Origin of the sequence: Halomonas sp. IOP_6 (assembly GCF_021151565.1) — a bacterium.
GTDB classification, from domain to species: domain Bacteria; phylum Pseudomonadota; class Gammaproteobacteria; order Pseudomonadales; family Halomonadaceae; genus Vreelandella; species Vreelandella alkaliphila.
Genome location: NZ_JAIRBO010000007.1, coordinates 88617 through 108833 on the forward strand (window position 1 = coordinate 88617; position 20217 = coordinate 108833).

21 protein-coding genes are annotated in these 20217 nt (G+C 53.9%); 11 read left to right on the forward strand and 10 right to left on the reverse strand.

Annotated elements, in window-relative coordinates; translation table 11 throughout:
- The first annotated feature begins 44 nt into the window (after positions 1–44).
- Both rsmD and zapB read left to right on the forward strand, forming a co-directional pair.
- A complete protein-coding gene (gene rsmD / locus K7H08_RS13855; protein WP_038481054.1) occupies positions 45–671 on the forward strand; it encodes a 16S rRNA (guanine(966)-N(2))-methyltransferase RsmD in 627 nt (208 codons plus the stop codon).
- Between the two features lie 107 nt (positions 672–778).
- Positions 779–973 (forward strand): cell division protein ZapB, encoded by a 195-nt coding sequence (zapB, locus tag K7H08_RS13860; RefSeq protein WP_038481051.1) that lies wholly within the window; start codon positions 779–781, stop codon positions 971–973.
- On the opposite strand, the gene K7H08_RS13865 is transcribed toward zapB, so the two are convergent.
- From K7H08_RS13865 to K7H08_RS13885, 5 genes are all read right to left on the reverse strand, one after another.
- Positions 970–1443 carry a GNAT family N-acetyltransferase gene (locus K7H08_RS13865; protein ID WP_198348674.1) on the reverse strand — a complete coding sequence of 158 codons (474 nt, stop codon included), beginning with the start codon at positions 1441–1443 and terminating at the stop codon, positions 970–972. The genes zapB and K7H08_RS13865 overlap by 4 nt on opposite strands.
- Positions 1440–2297 carry a hypothetical protein gene (locus K7H08_RS13870; protein WP_231658277.1) on the reverse strand — a complete coding sequence of 286 codons (858 nt, stop codon included), beginning with the start codon at positions 2295–2297 and terminating at the stop codon, positions 1440–1442. Before K7H08_RS13870 ends, K7H08_RS13865 begins: the two co-directional genes overlap by 4 nt.
- Positions 2294–2602, reverse strand: a complete 309-nt coding sequence (locus K7H08_RS13875) for a BolA family protein (protein WP_038481041.1) — start codon at positions 2600–2602, stop codon at positions 2294–2296. Before K7H08_RS13875 ends, K7H08_RS13870 begins: the two co-directional genes overlap by 4 nt.
- A gap of 43 nt (positions 2603–2645) precedes the next feature.
- Positions 2646–4049, reverse strand: coding sequence for an MFS transporter (locus K7H08_RS13880; protein WP_231658278.1), 1404 nt, complete (start codon positions 4047–4049; stop codon positions 2646–2648).
- A gap of 88 nt (positions 4050–4137) precedes the next feature.
- Positions 4138–4524, reverse strand: coding sequence for a hypothetical protein (locus K7H08_RS13885; protein ID WP_038481035.1), 387 nt, complete (start codon positions 4522–4524; stop codon positions 4138–4140).
- A gap of 193 nt (positions 4525–4717) precedes the next feature.
- Between K7H08_RS13885 and K7H08_RS13890 the strand changes: the two genes are divergently transcribed.
- The 7 genes from K7H08_RS13890 (at position 4718) to K7H08_RS13920 (ending at position 10195) form a co-directional block, all read left to right on the forward strand.
- Positions 4718–5125, forward strand: coding sequence for a DUF2170 family protein (locus tag K7H08_RS13890; RefSeq protein ID WP_038481032.1), 408 nt, complete (start codon positions 4718–4720; stop codon positions 5123–5125).
- A gap of 121 nt (positions 5126–5246) precedes the next feature.
- Positions 5247–5942 carry a PspA/IM30 family protein gene (locus K7H08_RS13895; RefSeq protein ID WP_038481028.1) on the forward strand — a complete coding sequence of 232 codons (696 nt, stop codon included), beginning with the start codon at positions 5247–5249 and terminating at the stop codon, positions 5940–5942.
- A 46-nt stretch (positions 5943–5988) separates the two neighbouring features.
- Positions 5989–7035, forward strand: a complete 1047-nt coding sequence (locus tag K7H08_RS13900) for an ion channel (protein ID WP_231658279.1) — start codon at positions 5989–5991, stop codon at positions 7033–7035.
- Positions 7036–7065: 30 nt separating this feature from the next.
- The gene (locus K7H08_RS13905; RefSeq protein ID WP_231658280.1) at positions 7066–7809 is read left to right on the forward strand and encodes a DUF2491 family protein; all 744 of its coding nucleotides are present in this window, start codon (positions 7066–7068) and stop codon (positions 7807–7809) included.
- Between the two features lie 95 nt (positions 7810–7904).
- Positions 7905–8327 (forward strand): DUF350 domain-containing protein, encoded by a 423-nt coding sequence (locus K7H08_RS13910; protein ID WP_009724104.1) that lies wholly within the window; start codon positions 7905–7907, stop codon positions 8325–8327.
- A gap of 12 nt (positions 8328–8339) precedes the next feature.
- A complete protein-coding gene (locus tag K7H08_RS13915) occupies positions 8340–8945 on the forward strand; it encodes a DUF1190 domain-containing protein (protein WP_231658281.1) in 606 nt (201 codons plus the stop codon).
- Positions 8946–9007: 62 nt separating this feature from the next.
- Positions 9008–10195: a glutathionylspermidine synthase family protein gene (locus K7H08_RS13920; RefSeq protein ID WP_231658282.1), complete on the forward strand. Its 1188-nt coding sequence runs from the start codon at positions 9008–9010 to the stop codon at positions 10193–10195.
- 12 nt (positions 10196–10207) lie between these two features.
- Here the strand turns inward: K7H08_RS13920 and lysS are convergent, their stop codons facing one another.
- The 3 genes from lysS to K7H08_RS13935 all read right to left on the reverse strand — a co-directional run bounded on the left by lysS (position 10208) and on the right by K7H08_RS13935 (position 14581).
- Positions 10208–11722, reverse strand: a complete 1515-nt coding sequence (lysS, locus tag K7H08_RS13925) for a lysine--tRNA ligase (RefSeq protein WP_038481011.1) — start codon at positions 11720–11722, stop codon at positions 10208–10210.
- A gap of 179 nt (positions 11723–11901) precedes the next feature.
- Positions 11902–13000, reverse strand: a protein-coding gene (prfB, locus tag K7H08_RS13930; RefSeq protein ID WP_174412712.1) for a peptide chain release factor 2 whose coding sequence is annotated in 2 segments (ribosomal slippage) — positions 11902–12924 and positions 12926–13000 — 1098 coding nt in all. Because the reading frame shifts where the segments join, the coding sequence is not laid out codon by codon here.
- A gap of 234 nt (positions 13001–13234) precedes the next feature.
- A complete protein-coding gene (locus tag K7H08_RS13935; protein ID WP_038480993.1) occupies positions 13235–14581 on the reverse strand; it encodes an OmpP1/FadL family transporter in 1347 nt (448 codons plus the stop codon).
- Between the two features lie 274 nt (positions 14582–14855).
- Here K7H08_RS13935 and K7H08_RS13940 point away from each other — a divergent pair, with 274 nt between their 5' ends.
- Complete coding sequence (locus K7H08_RS13940) at positions 14856–15299, forward strand: MerR family transcriptional regulator (RefSeq protein ID WP_038486497.1); 444 nt, start codon at positions 14856–14858, stop codon at positions 15297–15299.
- A complete protein-coding gene (locus K7H08_RS13945) occupies positions 15266–17812 on the forward strand; it encodes a heavy metal translocating P-type ATPase (RefSeq protein WP_231658283.1) in 2547 nt (848 codons plus the stop codon). Before K7H08_RS13940 ends, K7H08_RS13945 begins: the two co-directional genes overlap by 34 nt.
- Before the next feature lie 80 nt (positions 17813–17892).
- Here K7H08_RS13945 and K7H08_RS13950 read toward each other — a convergent pair whose 3' ends face one another.
- A complete protein-coding gene (locus K7H08_RS13950; RefSeq protein WP_038480990.1) occupies positions 17893–19359 on the reverse strand; it encodes a cytochrome P450 in 1467 nt (488 codons plus the stop codon).
- A 171-nt stretch (positions 19360–19530) separates the two neighbouring features.
- Positions 19531–20145, reverse strand: coding sequence for a YitT family protein (locus tag K7H08_RS13955; RefSeq protein WP_231658284.1), 615 nt, complete (start codon positions 20143–20145; stop codon positions 19531–19533).
- Between the last annotated feature and the right edge of the window lie 72 nt (positions 20146–20217).

Consider the following 20217-nt stretch of genomic DNA (forward strand, 5'->3'; position numbering starts at 1 on the left):
CGCAGACCAAGACTTTGGATAAGTAGCCCGCTACAATCCGCGTTATGAAACGACAACGCTCTTCTCGCCCTTCTACTTCTCGCTCATCGACAGCGCGGCGCGGGCCTGCCAAACCGCCGGGTAAGCTACGCATCATCGGCGGCGACTTTCGCCGCCGTCAGTTGCCTGTACTCGACCACCCAGGGCTACGGCCCACCCCTGATCGCGTGCGTGAGACCCTATTCAACTGGCTAGGCCAACACCTGTTTGGCAAACAAGTGCTGGACCTCTTTGCAGGCACAGGAGCACTAGGCTTTGAAGCCCTTTCCCGCGGCGCCAGCAACGTTACGTTTGTCGAGCGCGATTCCCGGGTAGCCGCGCTAATTAGTGAAAATATTATCACCCTTAGCACCAGTAATGGCCGAGTGGTATCTACCGATGCACTCGCTTTTCTCAACCAACCCTGCCAACAGCCTGCGGATGTCGTCTTTCTTGATCCACCGTTTCATCAAGGCTTAGCCGCTTCCTGCTGTTCCGCATTAGAAACCGGCGGCTGGCTTGCAGACGATGCCATGATCTACCTGGAAACTGAAAAGTCCCTATCTCCAAGCGTGCCCACTAACTGGCAGCTTTATCGGGAAACCCAGGCGGGCGAAAGTGCGGCTCGCCTCTATCTTCGTAAACCCGTGTAAACTGCGCTTGCCGCAATCCTGCAGCGGCGTTACGCTCGCCCAACTGAATTACGTTTTTGTCCCCGTTATGACAGGTAGTGTGCCTGTCGACGTTATTGGAGGTAGGCATGAGCCTTGAGTTATTTAACCAGCTGGAACAAAAAATTACCGACACCGTTGAGGCGTTGGAATTGATGAAGCTTGAAAACGAAGAGCTGCGTGGCGAAAACGCGCTGCTAAAGCAAGAACGTGAGGAGTGGGAGCGCCGTTTACAGGGTGTACTCAGCAAATTTGAAGACATCGAAAGCGATAGCGTGTCTTAAAGTAAGCGCGACATCAGTAGCGCATCTTCTCGCCCGGCGGCACCCTGTGCAGCCGGGTAGTAACCTCGGCGCCGACCATCTTCATTAAACTCGTAGTGCTGATAAAGCGTTATCGCACGTTGGTTACTTGCCCGCACTTCAAGCAGTAAGCGTTCGCTTTGCCACTGCCTAGCACAGGCGACCACTGCGCCAAGTAGCTTGCCACCGATTCCCTGGCCTTGCTGCTGTGGAAGCACTCCAATCGCTTGAAGCTCTGCCTCAAATGGCAAACGCACCACGATGGCATAACCAAGCAGCACACCGCCAACGGACACATGGCCAACCGAAGCTGATGGTTGCCAGTAACCAATCACCTGTGAATTAGGATCGTCTAACGCGTCATGGAGATGCTGCGAACTTATGCCACTGTTAGCTTGCGCTTCTAACGCCTGTAACGCAGCACTGTCAGCAACGCTTAATGGGCTTATCACCGGGTGGCAACCTCAGCACGCCACTGCTGACCAAGCGACACCAGCGCAGACCAAAGCTTACGCTTGGCACTCCCGTGCTCGGCAAGTGTCCTCAATGCAGGGCCCTGCCACACGGGCAGCGACAACGTTTGGCTGCGTTGCTGGCTAACAGCCATGACCCGCGCTAAGTGGGAATCATCGGCTAGTTCGTCAGCTCCCCACCACAACAGGCGTTCCAACTGCCAGCCCTGCCTACCCGCCGCGCCAGCAATAAAGGCAGCCACTCCGTCTTGCGCTTCTTCCAGCGGCTCCTCCGGCGTGAACGTGTTGGCCATTGGCGGCCATTTAAAATACGTCACCGCGGGCATTTCACCGCTCAACACGCCTGCTGCCCGCAGCATATTAGCCAGCAATTGCTGTTCAATAGGCGTTATTTCCCCCTCATGAAGGCTTAACCAGCGCCCACCAACACACATACAGGAAAGACTGAACGTAAGCGGCTCAACTTTGCTAACCGGCTTTTTTTCCTGAGTAGAATTTTCCAGTGTAGAAGCAACGGGGGCGTCGGCTGGCTTACTGGCAGGAACAGGAGGTTGGCCCAGCAGCGCGCGCACTGCCGCCGGGGCCGAAGAGGATGCCGATGCCGTGTGAGTGGCAACGGGAGCACTATCACCTTTCGGTGACTGATTACGCGGGCGAGGTGCAGGTGCATCGTCCAATAGCGCGTGAAGGCGCTCTCGCGGCGGAGTAACAGCAGGCGCATCTTCCCATTCGCACGCCTCCGTAGGTCGTGCGTTAGGCAGTTGATATTTGGCTGCCCAGGCTGTTATGCCCATTGCATCCAAATACTGCCGGCGAATAACGTCTGGCGTCACTGGCCGCCGCCCCGACAGTTAGGCGAATTCGGGCGCTCGCCGCCACGTGTCTGCCACTCTTTTGGGGTGTACAGATGCAACGCCAATGCATGCACGGGCCCAGACAGCTCATCGGCGAGCAGCGCATAAATCTGCTGATGGCGCTTCACCGGCATGATGCCATCGAAGCTATCGCTTACCAGGGTGACTTTAAAGTGCGTCTCAGCGTTAGCCGGCACGTTGTGCATGTGGCTTTCATTTTCTACGTGCAGCACGTCGGGCGTTAACGCCGCTAACTTCTGCTCAATCTGTGTCTGCATCGCCATGAGTACTTTCTCCTTCAATCAGCAACCAATTTATTGTACGCCCTTACTTGCTAACAGACGATGCCCGCCGCTCAATGAGAGCACGCTGGGCTAACGCCACCCGGGAAAGACTAGCCACCAGCGCTAGCAGCGTGGTGCCAGCCCCCAGCCATAGGGTTATCTGTACAGGTGAACCCAACGCCAAGGCCGCCCCTACCAATGCCACCCCAACTGATTGTCCAACAGTACGGGTAGTGCTCATCACGCCGGATACATTAGCGCTTCGCTCAGGCGGAAGACTGCCCATCATTTCGCGGTTGTTAGGTGGCTGAAACAGACCAAAGCCGATGCCACACAAGGCGGTGCGCCACAGACTGCCTGCCACGCCGGTAGATTCATCAACGAGTGCTAGCGCTACTAATCCCATAATCAGCAGTATTAAGCCTGCGCTTGAAAGAAGACTCGGGTTGATTCGGTCAGCTAAACGACCCGCTAGGGGGCCAACCACCATAATCGCTAACGGCCAAGGGGTGAACAGCCAAGCTGTCTCCAGTGGCGAGAATCCCATCTGCTCCTGATAAAAAAACGACAGCGCAACAAACGTTAACCCCTGACCGATAAAGGCCAACCCTGACGCTGAAACAGCCAGCGTAAAGCGTTTTTCAGCAAATATACTCAGCGGCAGCAGCGGATAAGGCGCGTGACGCTGGCGTCTAATAAACAGCGCGCAAGCCAGCACCGCTATCACCGACCAGCCACCGCTTTGCCATAGCGGTGCGGCATGGCCGACTGCATCCATTGCGAGAAAGAAACTGGCTAGCATCAACATAGACAGCAGTGCACCCAGCACATCAAAGCTGCCCCGGCGTGGTTTATCTCGGGGCAACGCACGACTAGCCAACCATAGCGAACACACACCAAGCGGAACATTAAGCGCAAACAACCAGGGCCAGTCGGCAAACGAGAGGATGACGCCGCTCAACGTTGGGCCAGCTGCATAGCCACCGGCCACCACTAACGCGCTAAGGCCTAAAGCGCTACCCAATAGACGTGACGGAAAAATTGCCCGATACAGCGACGGACCGATGGACAGCGTGGCCGCTGCCCCCAACCCCTGCAAGGCGCGAAATATCAGTAGCGTTTCTAGATTACGCGAAAGCGCCGCCCCTAACGCCGCGAAAACGAAGGTGGCCAAACCAAATAAATAGAGCCGCCTGCGGGTGATCAGCTCACTTATGCCTGCGAACACTAATAAGAACGCCGCGCAGACCACTTGGAATAAATTGGTGATCCATACCGCTCTGGAGGCAGGCACATTAAGATCTGCGGCAATCGTCGGGAGGGCCAAATTAATCATGGTGGTGTCGACTACCGCCATTAGCGTGCCGGTGACGAGTGCCAGTACGGCAAGCGCGCGCGCGGGTCCTGGCAAACCATCGTCACCCGCCCGAGTTTCAAACAATCGCATGGTGGTTCGTTCCTAAACTGCACCATTAAAAACAATAAAACCGGCCTGGGCCGGTTCCACAATACGCATACATCAAGATGGCAATGCGCTAATCTTGCTCATTGTCGAGCAGGAGTGCGTCATCAACCTCAGAAATTTCAAGTGCGGTTTCGTCGTCAAGATCAATCGCAAGGTAGCTATGTTCAATGCGTAAAAAGTCTTGGAACAGTGACCAATCAAGCTTTTCTGGCCATTGGCGCTCATCCTCTTCCCAGGCACGCAGCTCAGTCTCTAGGATTTCTGCATAGCGCTCACGAACAAAAGTCTCAAGCGCTTCAGGGGTATCCATCTCTGGGATAAGGTACACCGTACTTTCACGTTCGACGTCGTCCAGGGTCAGGTCGTCGTCTCCCATGGTGGGTTCGAGCGCATTGATCCAGTCCACGAAGGTCTGGGTCGGCCTGACGCTCAGGGCAGAGCGATTTAGCAGTTTCATGGGATTCTCCTCGCCGTCGAAACGTTGACCATTATGGGTGCTAACGGATTAGTTTGCCATCGGTGCAGACGCAATATCGATTGATTCGGTAAAATGCTGAAGAATTTTTAGCTAGCAACTCCGTTACTCACCGGCACGGCTGTTACAGTCCTATGTACAGCCCTATGCAGGATAGACCATTAGGATACGCTCAATGAATACACAGACACGACTTGAAGCGATTAAACACAGCGTAGAACAGAACGAGCTAAACTGGCCTAACGCTGACATCACTCTCGACCAAGACAACGATTCGCTGGTGTTTACGCTAAAGGACTACGGCGACTTACCTGTTACCCTGACGCATTGCGAGCAAGAGTGGTTGGTGATGACCGAAGTGGCTCCCACCAGCGCGGTTGAGAATATCCATACCTTCAACGATGCTTTGTTGCGCTTAGGCATGACCCTACCGCTAGTCAGCGTTGGCATCCACACCCTGGGTGACGAAGATTACTATGTGGTCTATGGCCAACTGTTTGCAGATTGCAAACTTGAGGCCATCAGTGCTGAAGTCGAAGCTTGCGCTCAGGCTGCATTGGAAATTGCCGATTTAATCGGTTGATTCAAATACTCACGAGTTAACGTGATCCAGGCACCAGCCAGATATCGCCTGTTGTTAAGTATCACCCTGTTGTAAGCCCCACGCGCAAGCGTCGGATTGGTTCGATTTAAGGAGTTACCCGATGTTACTACGCAAAATGTTTACCGCCCTGCGCGGCAAAGCCACTGAAACCGGCGAAGCGATTGTCGATAGTCAGGGGATTCGTATCATGGAGCAGGAACTGCGTGACGCTAAAACAGCAATGAACCGGGCCAATGAAGAACTCACAACCATCATGGCCAGGCGCAACCTTGCCGCCAAGGAAGTGGATACGCTGTCGGATAAAATGGCAGAGTATGAAAAAAGCGCCATGGCCGCGCTTGAAAAAGGCGAGCAGAGCTTAGCGGAAGAAGTCGCTGGGGAAATTGCCCGCCTGGAAAGCGAGCGCGAAATCGCTCAGGCCAATGTCACCCAATACGATGGCACTATCGAAGCACTGAAATCGACCATCGCTAAATCGAAAAGTGAAATTCGCCGCGTTGAGCAGCAGATGTCCCACGTCAAGGCCACTGAAGCCGCGCAAAAAGCACAGGCTGCCGTGGCATCTCAACATGCTGGCCAAAATGCCAGCATGAACAGCGCCGTTGCCTCCCTTGAGCGTATTAAAGAGCGCCAGGCCCTCCAGGCTGAAAAGCTTAAGATCGGTGAATCAATGCAAGCGCAAGACTCCGGCGCTGACTTGGAAGCGCGCCTTTCCCAGGCAGGTATCGGCAAACAGCAGACGTCAGGAAGCGATGTTCTGGCTCGCCTAAAAGCCAAGCAAAATGCTGGCAATTGAGTGCTAGCGTTATTACTACCGCCTGAACGCAAGGAAGACTGACGCCATGCCAGTGCTACAACGGCTACTAAAAGTTTTAAAAGCCTCTACGATTAACGTCAGTTGGACGTTTCTGTTACTGCTGGCACTGGCACATATGGCAACCTCTTGGCTACTCATAGGGCTCTCTGGCGAAGAGGTTGCCAACTCACTGCCGTTGTGGCTGTATTTTTACGTTGTTACGGCTTCCACCGTGGGCTATGGGGACTTCTCGCCGAGTTCAACTGCTGGGCAACTGATCGCTGTGTTTTACCTGATCCCAGGCGGTATTTCGCTATTTGCTGCCCTGATTGGCAAGGCAACCGTCACGGTGGGCAACTTTTGGAGGCAGCAAATGCAAGGAAAAGGCGATTACAGCGACCTTACTGGCCACACGGTGGTGCTAGGCTGGCATGGAGAAACCACTGAAAAGATCATTGATATTCTCAAAGCTGACCGGCAGCTCCCTGATGAAATCGTGCTGTGTGTCACCAAAGACATCAACAACCCACGTCCGGGCGACTTAAAATTCGTCAAGGGTGATAGCTTCGCCAACATGGAGCTTCTCAAGCGCGCCGGCGTTGAAAACGCCAGCCGTATTATTATCTATGACGGCAGCGATGAACGCGTGGCGACTGTGGCGCTTTCCGCTTATAGCCTAAAGTCTCCTGGCTGCCATATCGTTGCCCACTGCGAAAACCCTAATACCGCAGCGATGTTGCGCCGAACATTGCCGGGCATCGAATGCACCGAGGCCCTGGCACTGGAAATGCTAGTGCGTTCAGCCACCGATGCAGGCATTAGTCGCGTCGTGAATGAGCTGCTCGCCGTCAATCATGGTGCCACTCAGTACCAAACGCAGCTGCAAGATATTCCCAAAGGCAGCACGTTTGGCCAATTATTCGCCCTAGCCAAGGAAGCGCATAATGCCACCTTACTTGGCGTCACTTCCATTAGTGGCGAGGCGAATATGCTCAACCCACCCTCCGCCCGTGAGTTGAGTGATGGCGATGTGCTGTATTACATGGCCTATGAGCGCCTGACGTCGGCATATTTTTCATCACTGCTGACATGACACCCATCCGTTTCGTGGAGGTCCATCACCATGCTTGGTTCACTTAAATCACTGTTTCGTGCCAACAGTAAAAGCGTGCAGCAAAAGCACGCCAGCGAAACCGCCCAACGCTCTAGCGGACTACCCGTCGGCATGACCCCAGACGACTTCAACGGTCTTCGACTTGGCGGTATGGTGTCGCTCAATATGCTGTCGCTGAAGGCGTTCGACAGCCTGAATTTTGATGCCAGCTGGAGTGGCGCTGCGCAGGAAATAGCCGCGATTGGCGTCGTCGAACTCGGCCAGGGCGAACAGCTCGCGCGCTTTTATCTGGAAAACGACACCTGGATTCAAGCCTCCATTGCTAACGGCAAGGTGTTTGAATACAAACTGTTCGATTTCCTGTCGTCACAACATGTTTCTAATCTTGAATTTGATGGTCTGATCAATCAGCCGGATAGCCAGGCACCCGCTCATCCACTCGGCCAGAGCAGCTTTACGCTGGAAGCAGACGACGACATTCCAGACGACCTTAAACGCTATCAACGCGTATGGGGCGCTGAAAGCAGCGCATGGTCAGCCCCGGTAGTGCTTGAGGAAACGGTGACTCGCGCTAATGGCAGCGGAATTTCCCAAGTCACGCACCACTGCATGCTCTATGAGCGCCAAGATCAGGCCTCAGAGCGCTTTGAATATATCCTACTCAGTGCTGAAGCCGATGAGCTGGAAGGCAGTTATCAATTAGTCACCAGCCTGGGAATCGATATCAGCGCAGTGATTATCGAAGCGCATTGATGGTCACCTGAAAGACTCACTGATCACTATTCCCAGCTTCTGCTCACCACGTACGATTTACCACTCACGATTAACGACTAAAAAAGGAAACGATAATGGGCAATATCGGTATGTACTTGGCAGGCCTGCCAGCGTTTTTCGCCTACCTGATCACCGCCGCCATCCTACTGGTAGCGTTCATGGTCGCGTACAGCAAGATTACCCCGCATCATGAATGGAAGCTGATCCAGGAAGGCAACGCCGCAGCGGCAACCGCTTTTGGCGGCGCCACCTTAGGCTTTACCATACCGCTTTACAGCGCTATGGCGAACAGCGTGAGTTTCATTGATTTTATCGCCTGGGGCATCATCGCCTTTATCGTGCAGATCGTTACCTTCTTTGCCATCAAACTGGTGTTGAAAAGCAAAGGGCAGAGCCTTTCCGGACATATTACCGATGGCCACGTCGCATACGGCATTTTCGCGGCAACTATCGCTATCGCGGTTGGCCTGCTCAACGCCGCGTCCATGATCTGGTAAGGGGAGACTCTCATGCAATCATCTAACCAGCCACCGCGCCGCAAGCGCAGTTCTCGGCTAACCCTGGCCTTGATGGGCGCGGCCGGTACAGCCGCGTTAGCCGGCTGTGGGCAGTCATCTCCGCCGCAGGACACTCTATCGGACATCAACTTCTCCGAGCCCAAGGCCTACCAGAACATAGACGAGTGCGTAGCAGACGAGCTTTACACGCGTACCGCCTGTGAAGCGGCGTTTACGGCAGCCGTTGAAGCGGTTCCGCGCTTTGACTCCTTAGAAGCTTGCGAACAGGTACATGGCGAAGGTGCCTGTGAGCCCCCTCCCCAATCAGCTCAACAGGGGCAAGGTGGCAGTTGGTTTGGTCCCGCGCTGATGGGCTATATGGTTGGCAACATGATGGCCAACCGCAATGGCGCACGGGTACAAAGCCTGTATCAGGAACCGGTCTACCGTACCCGCCAGAATCGCGGCGACTGGAATGCTGCGTCGTCCTCTGCTTCTACACGGGTGGACCAACGTAACCAGGCCTTCCGCTCATCGGTTATGCAGTCCAACCAACGGGCAACTCAACGCTCTGGGTTCGGTTCGCGCTCCAGCGCACGGGGTGGATTTGGCTCCTAAGCTAACCTCCGTTCGCTTACTATCTTTCGACGCACTCACCTGCGCCAGCAAGGAGCCGTTTTATGTTGCGCGTTGCCATTACTGAACGCCCTCAATGGCGCGAACTGGCGCACCAGCTAGGGTTTCACTTCCATACCATAGAAGGGGAGCCCTACTGGACCGAGGATGCCTATTACCAGTTTACGCTGGCCCAGATCGAACAAGACATTGAAGATCCCACCGAGGCGCTACACGAGATGTGTATGGATGCCGTTGACCGGGTCTGCCAGTCTGATGCCCTGCTTCACCAGTTAAATATCCCTGAACAGATGTGGGGTGTTATTCGTGCCTCCTGGCGTAATGGCCAGCCCCACCTCTATGGGCGGATGGATTTTGCCTATAGCGGTAATGGGCCTGCCAAACTGCTAGAGCTTAACTACGATACGCCCACCAGTATTTACGAGGCGGGCTTCTTTCAGTGGCTGTGGCTTGAACAGGTGATCGAACAGCGCCTGCTGCCTGCCCACGCCGATCAATTCAATTCGATTCAAGAACGCATGATTGCTGCTCTCGCCCACATCGGGCAGCGCCTTGAACGCGATCCACCAGCCTCTCCGGCACTGCACTTCGCCTCCATCAAAGCCCATGAGGAAGATCGCGCCACTGTTGCTTACCTGCAGGACTGTGCCCTACAGGCGGGACTGAATGCCCCCTTTATCCATATCGAAGACATCGGCTATCAACCCAACACCGACCACGGCTGTTTTGTTGACCTGGAAAACCGGCCCATCCGCGCACTGTTTAAGCTCTACCCCTGGGAAGAAATGAGCGATGACGCTTTCGGTGAGCTGCTGCCCATGATGCAAACCCACTGGTTCGAGCCTCCGTGGAAAGCCATCCTCAGCAATAAGGGCATCCTGCCGTTGCTATGGCAGTGGCATGAAGGCCATCCCAACCTGTTACCGGCGTATTTTGACACCAGTGATGGCACGTCGCTGACACCCGGCTGGGTGCGCAAACCATTTTTCTCTCGGGAAGGTAGCAATATTGAGCTGATAACCACGAGTGGCCAGTACGAAACCGTTGATGGCCCCTATACCGACAACCCGCGTATTTTGCAGGCCTACCACCCGCTGCCGCGCTTTGGCGAGCGGCATGCCCTGATCGGCAGTTGGGTAGTCGGTGACAAGGCGTGCGGCATTGGTATTCGTGAAGACGTTGGCAAAATCACCAAAGACTCCAGTTGCTTCGTACCGCACGCAATTGTCTAGAGCTTGTCAGCGTTACTCGCTGGCTTCGGGGCGCATCGCTGGGAACAGCAGTACGTCCCGAATAGAGGGGCTGTCGGTAAACAGCATTACTAAACGGTCAATACCAATTCCTTCACCCGCCGTTGGCGGTAAGCCATACTCCAACGCGCGCACGTAGTCGGCGTCAAAATACATCGCTTCCAGATCACCGGCATCTTTTTCGGCGGCCTGTTCGCGGAAACGTTCAGCCTGATCTTCGGCGTCATTAAGCTCCGAGAAGCCGTTGGCAATTTCTCGGCCACCGACAAAGAACTCAAAACGGTCGGTAACAAACGGGTTAGCATCGTTACGACGCGCCAGCGGGCTAACTTCTGCGGGGTATTCAGTAATGAACGTCGGCTGGTCCAGCTTGTGCTCGGCCACTTCTTCGAAGATCTCGGTCTGAACTTTACCCAGCCCCCAGCTCTCCTTCACTTTAATGCCCAGCTTTTCTGCAACCGCTTGTGCGGCTTCCAGCGTATCCAAATCCGCATCGGTGATGCCGTCGCCATGATCAAGAATCGCTTGGCGTAGTGTTAGGCGTTGGAACGGCTTCCCGAAGTCATAGCTAGCGCCTTGGTACTCGATCGTCGTGGTGCCCAGCACTTCTTGGGCCGCCGTGCGCAGCATGGCTTCGGTCATATCGAGCAGATCACGATAATCCGCGTAGGCCCAATAGAATTCGACCATGGTGAACTCAGGGTTATGTCGCGTAGATAACCCTTCGTTACGGAAATTACGGTTGATTTCAAAAACCTTCTCGAAACCACCCACCACCAGACGCTTGAGGTAAAGCTCTGGTGCAATACGCAGATACATATCAATATCCAGCGCATTATGGTGAGTAATAAATGGCCGCGCTGCCGCACCGCCGGGGATCGGCTGCAGCATCGGCGTTTCAACTTCCATAAAGCCGCGAGCTTCAAAGAAGCGGCGCATGGAGCTGATTACCGCCGCGCGAGTTTCAAATACCTTACGCGACTGCGGGTTCATGATCAGGTCTACGTAGCGCTGGCGATAACGCGCTTCCTGATCGGTCAGGCCGTGGAACTTATCCGGCAGTGGACGCAGGCTCTTGGTCAACAGCTGCGCTTCTACCATCATCACGTACAGGTCGCCCTTACCCGACTTGTGTACTGGGCCACGGGCAGCGACGATATCACCGATATCCCACCCTTTGATGTCCTCAAGCACGTCAGCAGGCAAGCCCTTTTTATCTACGTAGAGCTGGATTTGGCCGGCCACATCTTGGATCACGATAAACGGGCCACGCTTACGCATGACGCGACCAGCCACCGATGCTTGATGATCAAGCGTTTCAAGCTCCGCTTTATCCTTTTCGCCCAGCAGGTTGTGTAGCTCAACCGTGAGGCTGTCACGGCGAAAATCGTTCGGGAAAGCACTCTTACCTTGCTCAGCGGCGCGCTCACGGCGAGCCGCAAGCTTGGCACGGCGCTCGGCGATTAGGTGGTTTTCGTTATCGAGAGAAGACGCGTCTTGGTTAGCCATCGGGCACCCTGTTCAATGTTCAAACGCTAAAAAGATGACGAACCCCCTGATTAACTATTGCGCTTGGCCATACTGCGTTAAAAATCGCCTCAAAATGCTCATTTACAACCCGTAAACTGCGCTTTTTCGTTGATTTTTGCCTTGTCTGGTCTGCGCTCATCACATTAATCAGAGGCTTCTTACAAACCCTGCTTCAGGCTGGCGACGATAAACTGATCTAAATCGCCGTCGAGCACTTTGTCGCAGTTGCTAGACTGAACGCCGGTGCGCAGGTCTTTGATGCGTTGATCGTCCAGTACATACGAGCGAATTTGGCTGCCCCAGCCGATATCGGCTTTAGAGTCTTCCGCTTCCTGCTTGGCCGCATTGCGCTTTTGCATTTCGTGTTCCCACAACTTGGCCTTCAACTGCTTCATGGCGAAGTCGCGGTTGGCATGCTGGCTGCGTTGATTCTGACACGCCACCACAATGCCGGTCGGCTCGTGGGTGATCCGTACTGCTGAGTCGGTGGTGTTAACGTGCTGGCCACCCGCACCGCTAGAGCGATAGGTGTCTACCCGCAGGTCAGAGGGATTAATTTCAACCTCAAAGCTGTCGTCAATTTCCGGCGACAAAAATACCGATGCAAACGACGTATGACGGCGGCCGCCGGAATCAAACGGGCTTTTACGCACTAGACGGTGCACACCAGTTTCAGTGCGCAACCAGCCAAAAGCATAGTCACCTTGAATATGCAGCGACGCCGATTTAATGCCTGCTACTTCACCAGCAGAAATTTCGATAATCTCTGCTTTGAAACCGTGGCTCTCCGCCCAGCGTAAGTACATACGCAGCAGGATATTCGCCCAGTCTTGAGCTTCGGTACCGCCCGACCCAGACTGAATATCCAGATAGGCATTATTCTCGTCCATTTCACCGGAAAACATGCGGCGAAACTCAAGCTTTTCCAGTGCCGCTTGCAGACCATCGAGCTCTTTGCGCACTTCATCGACGGTGCCTTCGTCATCTTCCATTTCCGCAAGCTCAAGCAAGTCGCGACTATCAGCCAAGCCTTGGTCGAGCTCATCGATGGTGGCCACGATGGCTTCAAGCGATGCCCGCTCTTTACCCAGTTTCTGGGCATAATCTGGATCATTCCAGACATTAGGGTCTTCAAGTTCGCGGGAGACTTCTTCTAGCCGATCTTTGCGTTCGGCATAGTCAAAGATACCCCCTAAGAACGTCTGTCCGCTCAGACAGGTCCTTGATCTGGTTATGAATCGGGTTAGTTTCCAACATGGATCGCCTAGCCTTGGTCAGTATCGCACGGTTCAAAAGAGACAGGCGCCGCTGGGGCAGCTAAGCGCCTAGGCTTACAAATGCCAACGCTAGCCGCCCCAGCGGCGAAATTCTGAGACGCATTGTAACGAAAGCCAACGCTTACCGCACCCACCCTGAAAAACGATCGCCACGCAAAAAAACCCGGCGTAAGCCGGGTTTATAGGTAAAACGATTAAAGCAGACAGCTTATCATCAGAAACGATAGGTAAGCTGAGCACCGAAGCCATGGGCTTCGTTTTTGTAGTCCGCTGAGTAGTTAGAGGTAATCGGCGGTGTTTGCTGACCGGCCACGGTGAAGCTGTCGGTTTTGCTCTGATCAACCTGGGTGCTGCGCTCGGTAAGGTACGAGTAGGCAACGTCCAAGGTTAAATCAGGCGTGGGGCTCCAGCCTGCACCAATCGAGAAAATCCGACGGTCGTCAGAGGGAATACGCACGCTGCGAGTTTCATCCTGGGTGGGCGTAAAGTCCAGCGCTACCCCAGCGCGTAGTGCTACTGTTGGTGTTAACTGGTACTCGCCACCGGTAGAGAATGCCCACGCATTGGAGTAATTCTGCTGTTCGTTGGTAATTTCACCACGCTCGGTGCCGGTGACCAAAATCTGGTCAAAGCGACTCCAGCGTGCCCAGGAAACACCGAACATCAGCTTCAGCTTGTCGCTCATTTCCTGAGTCAACGAGAAGTTGACTGTTTCAGGCGTTGTTAAATCCAGCGCTGCCGTATCTGTTACTGTGCCGATCCCTAGCTGATCCAACACAGGTGAGTTAGCCGCAAAGCTACCTTCCAGATTAAAATCTACTTTTGAGCGGTACGTTAAGCCGAACGTAGTTTCAGGTGCTGGCTGATAAATGACACCCAAGTTATAGCCCCAGGCCTCATCATCGCCTTCCACACGCGAATCCACTTCAGAAAGGCCTAGCGGAGTTGCCACAGGCACCTGACGACGCAGTTCACCCTCTACTCGGTTATAGGTGAGGCCTGCGCCGACAGACCACTGCTCGTTAAAACGATACGAGACCGTTGGCTGAGCCGTCATCACTTTTACTTCGGTGTAGTTGCCCTGGTTACGCCCCTGAAAACCATTTTCGTATTCGGTTTTAGAACCGAATGGCGCGTAGACCCCAAAACCGAATGCCAGCTTTTCATTAACAGGGTGCGCATAGAAGGCAAAGGGAATTAGCGTACCTGGCACCATGTCACCATCGTTGGTGCCCGCCACTGGCAACGTATCTGTCGCCCCCCCTGTCGCTTGTAGGAAAGCAGGGCTACTCTGTGAGGCACGTACATTAGAAATGTCGCTATTTACGTTGAGGAACGTGCCACCTACCGTAATTTGGGCACGATCAAGAAACGACATACCTGCCGGGTTACCGTACACAATGGTTGCATCATGCACATTTGAGCTGCGCCCGGCATGACCATATCCCTGTCCGCTGACGCTCTGCTCATTGATTTGATAACCGCCTGCTTGCGCCTGACTAACAAAAGCAACTGATGCTACTGCGGCCGCCAAGGTGAGCTTTTTAAATTTATTATGCATAGTGGGCCTCTCTTCCCAATGATCCGATGGATACTTCCATCCACCCTCTTTGTTCTAACACCTCAGTTTTCGCCTAATGACCGCTTGGGATCAAGGGCAAACGAGCGTTTTATTTCGGTTTTGACTTATACATTAGTCGAACGAGTGTTTTAAATCAGTGTTTTAGTCATTTCGACTGAAGGTCACAATATCGCTTGACCTATGTGTTACCCATAGGTTTTACACTTAAAAACATCAAAACTTCCACGCAGAGGACGTTATGCAGCCTGGAGAGATGAAGGTCGGCGAACTTGCCAAACGCGGTAGCGTTACCGCAGAAACGGTTCGCCATTACACCCGTGAAGGGTTGCTGGCACCAACACGCCACCCTGAGAACGGTTACCAGTTATTTTCAACTACTGACTTAGAGCGACTGCACTTTATTCAACGAGCACGCAAGCTCGGCTTTAGTGTGGCTGAGATTCGCGACATCCTGGCTCACGCCGATCAAGGCGACTCCCCATGCCCATTGGTGCGCGATCTACTTACCCACCGACTACCACAAATACGGGCACGCATTGCCGAGCTTGAAGCGCTCGCCCAACGCATGGAACAGGCATTAGAGAGCTGGCAGCACATGCCAAATGGCATGCCCGATGGTCATAGCCTATGCCGTTTAATTGAGAGTTTTCCCGAGGAGACACCATGCAATCACGCACCATGCAGCCACAAACACTGAGTCGCACCGTGCCGGGCATGAATTGCCAGGGCTGCGTAAAGCGTATGCGCGAGGCGATTCAAGCCGCAGACCCCAACGCCCTCGTTGAAGGCTTTCCCGCAGAAAAACGCTTGGAAGTTACCAGTACGTTAGAAAACGATGCGCTGGACAGCACATTAAGTGAAGCGGGCTATCCGCCGGGTGACTCCAACAGCGAGACTCAACCACCGACGGAAAGTGATACTGCGCCAACGGTCGATAACGGTAACGACAAACTGACGGCTGAAAATGAGACGCCCACCAGCGCGCCTCAACAGAGGCTATTGATTAGTGGCATGACCTGCGCAGGCTGTGTGAATAGCGTCGAAAAAGCGTTGGTCAACACCCCGGGCGTTACCGACGCCTCGGTGAACTTTGGCACCCACACCGCCCAAGTAACCGGTAGGGTTGAGCGCGAAGCTCTGATTAACGCTGTGGCGGCAGCAGGCTACCGCGCCGAGCCCATTGTCGACATGCGCGAGGCCGAACGCATTCGTGAGTCCCAAGAGGCCGCAACCTATCGCCAGCGCCTGCGCGGCAGCATGCTGTCATTAGCGCTGGCTATTCCGCTCATGCTGAGCATGTTCGTTTATCACCCGCACCCCATGGGAATGGGCCGTCTTTATTGGCTGGTCATTGGCCTGCTTACCCTGGCTATTTTGGCATTTCCAGGGCGGCACTTTTTTACCAACGCTTGGAAACAGTTCAAGCTCCATCAGGCCAATATGGACACGCTCGTGGCCATGGGTACGGGTACCGCCTGGCTCTATTCGATGATGGTCGTGGCGTTTGCTCCTTGGCTACCAGAGGTCGCTCAAGGCATCTACTTTGAAGCATCGGCCATGGTGGTGGGGCTCATCCTGCTCGGCAATGCCATGGAGTTACGTGCCCGTGGACGCACCAGCAGTGCATTAAAACGCTTGCTAGACCTGCAGGAGAAAACTGCACGCGTGATCCGTAATGGCCAAGAGCAGGAGTTGCCTGTTGACGACGTAGCGATAGACGATCATATCCGCGTACGCCCCGGCGAACGACTGCCAGTGGATGGCATCGTACTCGATGGTCAAAGCTATATTGATGAATCCATGCTGACCGGTGAACCGCTGCCCGTTCATAAAAACGCGGATGACGATGTCAGCGCTGGTACTGTTAACGGCAATGGCAGCTTGGTCTATCGCGCCACTCGTGTGGGCATCGATACTCGCTTGGGTCGTATAACCGAACAGGTCGCCAGCGCTCAAAACTCCCGTCCGCCAATTGGCGAATTGGCCGATAAGGTATCGGGAATTTTTGTTCCCAGCGTGATGATCATCGCCGTACTAACCGCGCTGATCTGGTTTAACATCGGCCCCGCTCCCGTGGTGATCCATATGCTGGTGACCGCCACCACGGTACTGATTATCGCCTGTCCCTGCGCATTAGGGCTGGCAACACCCATTTCCACCATGATTGGGGTGGGTAAAGCCGCCGAGCACGGCGTGCTGGTAAGAAGCGGTGAAGCGTTACAAACCGCCAGCCAAATCACCACCTTAGTGGTGGACAAAACCGGTACTTTGACTGAGGGCAAGCCTCAAGTGACCGATGCGACGGTGCTACATAATGACTCTTCGCAAGTGCTCTCCTGGGTAGCCGCACTGGAAAGTCGTTCGGAACATCCGTTAGCCAATGCATTAACAGCTTATGCGGAAGCGCATAATGCCACCGCTGAAACACTGGATACGTTTGATAGCGTCACCGGTGGCGGTGTGAAAGGTAGCACCCAAGCAGGCGACTCACTGCTGCTGGGCAATGCTCGCCTACTTGAAGAGGCTGGCGTGGACCTAACCCCTGCCGAAGAGAGCGTACGCCAGCTAGAGGCGAAAGCACGCTCATTGGTATACCTGGCAGCCAATGGCAAGCTAGCCGCTCTATTCGGCATCAGTGACCCGCTGCGTGCTGACGCGGCTGCCGCAGTGAAACGCTTACAAGAAGATGGCTTAACCGTCGTCATGCTTACTGGAGATAATCAACAAACCGCGGCCGCCGTGGCACGAGAAGTGGGCATTAGCGAGTTTAGAGCTGGCATGACGCCAGATGATAAACACGCGGAAATTGAGCGTCGTCAGCAGGCAGGAGAGGTTGTAGGCATGGTTGGAGACGGCATTAATGATGCCCCAGCACTGGCTCGTGCCAACGTTGGCTTTGCCATCGGCCAGGGCACCGACATCGCTATGGAGAGCGCTGGGATTACCTTAATGCGCGGTTCGCTACATGGTGTGGCTACTGCTATCGAGTTAAGCCGGGCGACGCTCACCAACATCAAACAGAACCTAGTCGGAGCCTTTGGCTATAACGTACTGTGCATCCCGATTGCTGCCGGCGTGCTTTACCCGTTCACCGGCATGCTACTGTCACCCATCATTGCCGGTGCGGCCATGTCGCTATCGTCAATCACCGTGGTGAGCAACGCCAACCGCTTACGGCTTTGGAAAACCGCCCAACAGGAGGCCTCATGAGCCTATTGATCAACCTGGTAGGAATCGGTCTTATCGCCGCTATCGTATGGTGGTTTTGGCTTAGCGCCTGATAAGTCATTTCATCGTGGCTGTAGCATCATGGGTAGGCCGCCTTGTGGGCGTAATGTCAGTCGACATTCAATGCTTACTTGGTGGCCTTTCACTAGTTTAGGCGTGAAATGTTGTGCCAATGTTGCCAAGCAGAGAACACCTTCGTAAAGCCCAAAGCGTTTTCCGAGACAAACACGTGGCCCCACGCTAAAGGGTAGATAAGCAAATTTGTCTGGACGTGGAGCATCTGGAAGAAAACGCTCTGGAACAAAATGATCGGGCGCCTCCCACAATTTACGATGCCGGTGCAGCAGCCAAGGGGATACGAGCAAAACGGTCCCTTCACGCACATCGCGATTGCGCACCTTATCACCTCCTCGCGCTTGCCGGCTCAGCATGGGTACCGGCGGATATAGCCGCATGGCTTCCTCAAATACCGCCATTGTATAAGGCAGCTTAGCGACATCTTCATAGCACGGCGTTCTACCACCGAGCACGTCATCAAGTTCATGCTGCAGACGCGCCATAGCCTGAGGGTCATAATCAAGCAGGTACCAGCACCACGCCAATGCGTTAGCAGTCGTTTCATGGCCTGCCATAAACATGACAATCGCTTCATTACGCACTGCTTTTCGGCCCATCGGGCAGCTATTATCTCCGCCATCTTTCATAGACGTCATAAAGCTCTCAATCAGGCTATGCTGTCCTTGCCCTGATCTGTGCGTATGACGATCAATAATACGGTCTATAATTTCATGCACTTGTTTTGCTGAATAGCGCGTACGTGCTCTTCGCAGTGGATTACCTAGCAAACTTAAAAATGGCAATCCCAGCATATTGGCCATATCTAAATGCTCAGAATGACGCTGATATTCGGTAAAACCAGCCACCACCTGCTCAGCTTCTTCGTCGGTGGTATCATCCCCAAAAATCGTTCGGCCAATGATACGCGCTGTTAAATGAGCCATCTCAGTCAGCATATCAATGGGCGTATCTGATGGATGCTGGGCCCATCGCTTGGCAGTTTCCTCCGCCGAGGCGGTCATGGTGGTACAGAAACCGGGTAACAGAGCGTTGGTTAGCGATGGCGCGCACTGGCGGCGGCGCTGACGCCACAAATCGCCATCGCTGACAAACAACCCATCATCAAGAAGCGGTTCCAGAGCACGGCGCATTTGCGGACTTTTACGATCATAGTTGTCGTGCTGCTCAAGGAAAACGCGACGAACCGTATCGGGGCTATTACACAGAACATAGTCTTGCTTCATCAGCGCCATGCGCGAGGTACGTATTGAGTAGTCTTCCTCCCGCCAGACAGAAAGCAGATTGTGCTGCGCTAGACGCAAGCGATGCACGATGCCTTTACTGGCTGAAACAGGCGTTACCTTGACCGGAGGTTCCAAGCCCTTAGCCCGGTTCAATGCCGCAGAAAGCCCCTGATGGTCATTCGCACTTTTTGTTGTTACTGCTTTGCATAAAACACTATCTTGGTGCATTGTCCCCTGCCCTACTATTTATATGTTTGGAAGCCGACTCTTATTCACGGGACATACTTTTTAACTAAATTTAACGACGTCTACCTTAACAGGAACAGCCGGCTTGGCGCATCGACGGTTAATTACCCTGCTTGATAAGAAATCTCTAGCGACCTGTCTCGTTAGTTCTATTTAACTAACACCGATATACCGCCCTGGTTTGTGATTCAAGGCAATAATCAAATTCAGCGTCAGTGCCCCCAACACGGAGTAACCCACGCGGTCTAGCGGTAGCTGGGTCAGTGCCACCAGCAAAATTACCCCGTCGATCCCCAGCTGCACATAGCCTGCCCGCAGGCCATGCTTTTCTTGCAGATAGAGCGCGAGAATATTAATTCCCCCAAGGCTGGTTCGATGCCGGAACAACATCAACATGCCTATGCCCATTAAAGCGCCTCCCATCAACGCAGCGTACAGCGACGGAACATTGGCGAACTGTACCCAACCTTGGGTGAGTTCAGAAAACAACGACACGAGACCGATAGCGGCAAACGTGCGCAGCGTAAAACTCCACCCCATGCGCTTAATGGCCAAATAGTAAAATGGTACATTGATGGCAAAAAACCAGAAGCCAAATCCCCACCCAGTCACGTAATTCAGCAGTAATGCCAGCCCAGCGGTGCTGCCAGTGATCAATACCGAATGGGTATAAAATGCCACACCTAAAGCAACAAACAGCGTGCCAAGTACCATGGCCATCATATCTTCATAGTATTTATGCGGATCTTTAGGCAGATCGTCCCGCATGAGGATGTCCTTTTGTAGAATTATTCGAGCACTTCTTCCAAGAGACTCTGCAACGTCAGTGTCTTTACAGAG